This is a genomic window from uncultured Lactobacillus sp. (genome assembly GCF_947367085.1).
Taxonomy (GTDB): Bacteria; Bacillota; Bacilli; order Lactobacillales; family Lactobacillaceae; genus Lactobacillus.
This window is the reverse complement of sequence record NZ_CANBCP010000089.1, coordinates 1-4,508: the sequence shown is the minus strand read 5'-3', so window position 1 is coordinate 4,508 and position 4,508 is coordinate 1. Positions and strand designations below refer to the sequence as shown.

Annotated in this window: 5 protein-coding genes; all 5 read left to right on the top strand. The window is 33.6% G+C overall.

From position 1 onward, the window contains the following. Nucleotides 1–176: 176 nt before the first annotated feature. The gene (locus tag Q0Y70_RS09475) at nucleotides 177–1,031 is read left to right on the top strand and encodes an alpha/beta hydrolase (RefSeq protein ID WP_297820347.1); all 855 of its coding nucleotides are present in this window, start codon (nucleotides 177–179) and stop codon (nucleotides 1,029–1,031) included. Nucleotides 1,032–1,223: 192 nt separating this feature from the next. Then, on the top strand, nucleotides 1,224–2,906 hold the full coding sequence (locus Q0Y70_RS09470; protein WP_297820344.1) for a T7SS effector LXG polymorphic toxin: 1,683 nt from the start codon (nucleotides 1,224–1,226) through the stop codon (nucleotides 2,904–2,906). A 17-nt stretch (nucleotides 2,907–2,923) separates the two neighbouring features. After that, nucleotides 2,924–3,571 (top strand): hypothetical protein, encoded by a 648-nt coding sequence (locus Q0Y70_RS09465; protein ID WP_297820341.1) that lies wholly within the window; start codon nucleotides 2,924–2,926, stop codon nucleotides 3,569–3,571. Between the two features lie 303 nt (nucleotides 3,572–3,874). Beyond that, the gene (locus tag Q0Y70_RS09460) at nucleotides 3,875–4,000 is read left to right on the top strand and encodes a hypothetical protein (protein ID WP_297820338.1); all 126 of its coding nucleotides are present in this window, start codon (nucleotides 3,875–3,877) and stop codon (nucleotides 3,998–4,000) included. A 262-nt stretch (nucleotides 4,001–4,262) separates the two neighbouring features. Beyond that, nucleotides 4,263–4,508, top strand: a 246-nt coding sequence (locus tag Q0Y70_RS09455) for a hypothetical protein (protein WP_297820335.1), incomplete at its 3' end; no start/stop codon positions are given.

The following is a 4,508-nucleotide window of genomic DNA, read 5'->3' as shown; positions in this document are numbered from 1 at the left end:
GAGCAATGTTTAATGTATTTCTTCAAAAAAAATATTCTTCCTTAAGTAAATAGTGAAAAATTGCATCGTTGATCATACTAACAGAAAAAATTTTTTCTCGTAAGTAATTTTTTGTGGAGAATTTTAATTTTTTTGTTAGAATATTCTTATTAATAGTAAGCAAAGTGAGAATGCAGATGAAAAAGAAACATATCTTGATAACTTTAATTAGTCTAATAGTAGTTGCGCTAGCTTGCGTTGGTGTCTTTTATGGGATTAAAAATTCTCAGGTGAAAAAAGATAATCAAGAATCTGATATTACGATTGGCACACCGACTTTGTTCTTTCATGGATATGGCTCCAGTTACAAGGCTGAAGAGCACATGACTAATGCCGCAAAAAAAGCCGGTGTGACTAATAGTATTATTCGAGCTGATGTAGCTAGCGATAATAAAGTTACTTTAATAGGAAGTATTCCAGCTAAAACCAAGAATCCAATTGTAGAAGTTAATTTACAAGATAGCAGTAACGGTTCAAGTAAGAATGTGTTAGCAGTAGTCAGAGCTTTGATGAAAAAATACAAATTCAAGAAGATTAATTTTGTTGGCCATTCGTACGGCAACTTAATGATTGCTAATTATATTAATGAAAATTATGATAATAAAAAACTACCAGAGATTAATAAGGTCGTCTCAATTGCCGGCCACTATAACGGCTGGCTCGGTGAACAAGTAGGTAGAAGCGGCAAGATTATCGATAAAGCAACTGGTAAGCCAAATGAGTTTGCTCCTGGCTTTAAGCAATTATTATCATTAAGACAGCATTATCCTCGTCAAGTTGAAGTCTTAAATATTTATGGTAATAAAGAAGATGGCTCAAACGGGGATGGTTCTGTTTCAGTTGCTTCAGCGCAAACTTATCGCTACTTAATTAATGGCCGCGCTAAGTCATATCGTGAAGTTGAAATTAAAGGAGCAAAGGCGCAACATAGTAAGCTTCATGAAAATTCACAAGTTGATAAGTTGATTATCAAGTTTTTGTGGAATAAATAATTTAGAAATAGATAACAATATAATTGCATAAAAATAGAGAAGTACCAATTTGGTACTTCTTTTTTTATTGAACAAAAACTTATATTAAGAGTAGAAAATTCTTATATATTGAGTGAGATAAAAAAACGGTTGTAATCAAATTTTAAGTTTGATATCTTTATAGAAAGATAATTTTTATGACGAGGATCAAAAATGGGAACAAGAATGGAGATGCATGAGCTGGTTGCCTTTAATGCAGCTCTGTCCAAAGGATTAAATCACCGTATAAACAGATTAGAACAAGTAAGTAAAGATCTGGAAAAGTTTACTGGAAAACGCAGTGGAATTGATGGTCAAGTTGCTCAGGCGATCAGTGCTTATATTAGTGATGTTCACTTGGGTGCAATCATGCCAATGATTAATGAGATCATTGAACGCTTTAATCAATTAAACACGCTGTATATTGGGAATTATCCACGTGTCGATGAAGGAAGTAATGACTTCTTCTTGCTGTCGCAAGATTACGAAGAGATAAATAGCAACGCTAAGAGGATGCGGACTAAGTTTTCTGATGATGAAGAAAAGCTCATTGCAATCACGAATGAAGTTGACGATATAGTATCAAGTTTTTCAACTAATGATGCGATGACGGAATTTGATAAGATTGATGAAAATTTCGCAGATATAAATAAAAATATTCATCGTCAAAGTCGTGATTGGTCTTCTTATGAAAGCCAATGTGCACGTAGATATGCCGAACTTGATGCGGCTATCCATGTAGTTAAAAGATTGATAGAAGAGTATGCAAATAAGAGTGTAGCTGATCTTGGAAGTTATCAAGAAGGTTTGTTTGCTCGAGACCTTACTCAAAAGGATATGCAAGTTTTTGATAAGTTGTCTAATAAGATTGATCGGGATAAGAATTTTACCAAGATAGCTGAAAAGAACTTGAAGGCCTTGAATAGGAAGTATGCACAAATTGAAGCGGAAAAAGAGCGGCTTCGTCAGCGTGAATTGAATAAACGTGATGGACGTAATTCTTTTATTGTTGATGGGCTTTTTGCACTTGCTGGAATTGCTGTTACTGCTTGCACTGCTGGGGTAGGAGTACCTTTAGTTTTAGCTATAGGAAGTAATATATTGCTTCCGCTGCTTGATTTATCTGAAGACTTGGATAAAGCTACTACTGGAAAAGAATATGGAGCAAATTTTATAAAAGATTTTCTTCATGGATATTTAAAGTTGGATCGACCAACCACAGAAAAAGTCTATGCTGTTGCTAGTTTAGGCATAGGTGTAGCCGGATCAAAAGGAGCATTTGAAGCGGCAAAAGATAGTGGCTATCTGGTAAGTAGAGGTATAAAAGCTGAACCACTATTTAAATCTCTCAAAGCTGTTGGAACTGAAGCAGTATCTATCGAAAATGTCAGCAATATAGTACGTAAAGCAAAAGATGTCAAATATCTCAAAACAAGTGCAAAAAGTTTAGCTGAGAAAACAGAAGCGGCATTTTTTATGGATCGCATCAATTTTACCGACGCTATTAAAGGAAATATAAAATTGGGATGGGAAAATAAGTTTCTTAAAGAAGGATTTATACCTCATTTTAATAATAAAGTTGCATGGAAAGATATTGGCAAGATATGCAAGATATATGGTAAGGAAACACTCAAACAAGGCGAAAAAATGATTTTAAAAGATTGTGTAGTTAGCCCTCTCATCACAATGGGATTAAACGCATTTCCTGGATCTGATAAAAATAGTGTTCCGTATAAAGCTGCGAAGAAATTTTTGAATAAAAATCTAACCAAACCTTTACAAAAAAAGACAGATGAAGGCTGGTCAGCTGCCTATGAGAACTATAAATATCATCAAGAATGGGATTTAGATAGATAGTAGGAAGGGATATAAAAATGAAAGATATAATATGGTATTATCATCCAGAATTTTTAAAAATTCTGTTAGCCATTTATCTGATTATACTCGTATTGGCTATGGTTAGAGGTGCTTTAGAGGAAACATGGTTTATTGAGAATCTTGGTTATACTGTTGGTGTTTTTATTGTATGTGGCTTGATTGGAATGCAATTATCTTTCTTAGGACGAAAGAGTAATGATTTTTTAGCACAGATAAATTTTGGCTTGGGTTGGGGCAGCTTTTTACTGTTCTATAGTTTGATGTTAATAATAGTTTTAATAATTAGGTGTTTAACAGCTAAAACAGAGTATATACAAATAAATAAGAAGACTGGCAAAGTGGAATTAGTAGGCTCTTGGTTATTGGGAGGCATAACAGGAGCAATAGTTGGAGGATCAATAACATTTTTTGTTCTGGGGTTGGGGCCGTTTACTAAGTTTTTAGGAAACATAATTACTAATATTACAGTTAGATGGGTTACTGCTCTACCTATTTTACTTATTGTTCTTGGAAGCCCCTATGTTGTAATAATTTTTTACACCAAATGGATCGAGAAGATATTAAATCTTGGACCAATCAAAAGAAGGATTGTAAAAGTCCAAACTGCAGGAGTGGTTCAAAATAGTGCTGAATTTAAAGATTAAGTAGGCCTGGAGGAGATTAATTTCATTCAAAAAATCTACAGCTCAGATATTCTATCCCAATTGTTATCCACGCTAAATTCGTCGAAAGATATTTTACTGACAAAATGACGAATGGAATAAAAAAGGGGAGCGTTGCAAGTTATAAGGCAGCAAAGGATAACTTCTAAAATGGCGGAGAGTCAATCAAAACTATACTTGAGAATAATCAAAGAAGAAGAGCCTTTTCAGATGGGAGTATATCTAGTGAGATTGATAGCATAAGAGATATGGCAGGCGATTTCTGGGAGGAATATGGAGAGGAAGATGACGAATGAGAGAACTATTTACAACGTACAACCCTCAATTATTAATGCTTGTGATATCTATCTATTTGATTATTTTAGTGTTAGCAATGATTCGATACGGCTTAGAGAAGACATGGTTTATTGAGCATTTGTTTTATACTATTGGAATATTTATAATTACCGGTTGTTTAGGACTGCAAGTTGGAGCGCAGGTTATGCAAAAGACAAATGACTTGTATATAAGTTGAGAAAGCTATGCAATTATATGGGGCGTATGTTTATTAATTTATAGCTTTATGCTTACTTTGGTATTTATATTCAGATGTTTAATTACTTCAACAAATTATGTTCGTTTTGATAAAAAAGCAGGAATAATTGAGATTTTATCATCTAGATTGTGGGGAAGCGTGTATGGAACATATTTGTGGGGAATAATTTTTGCATGGATAGGTTTGGCTACATTTTTAATTATTAAAGGAAAGCCAGATAATCCAAATTTTAGCCGATTATTAGGATTAATATGGTTAATTGCTTTTTTCACTATTCCATTTATTGTTATTAAAAATTATACCAAGTGGATCCAAGGACTCATTAATCTAGGACCAATTAAAAGAAGAATTGTAAAAGTCCAAACTGCAGGAGTGGTTCAAAAT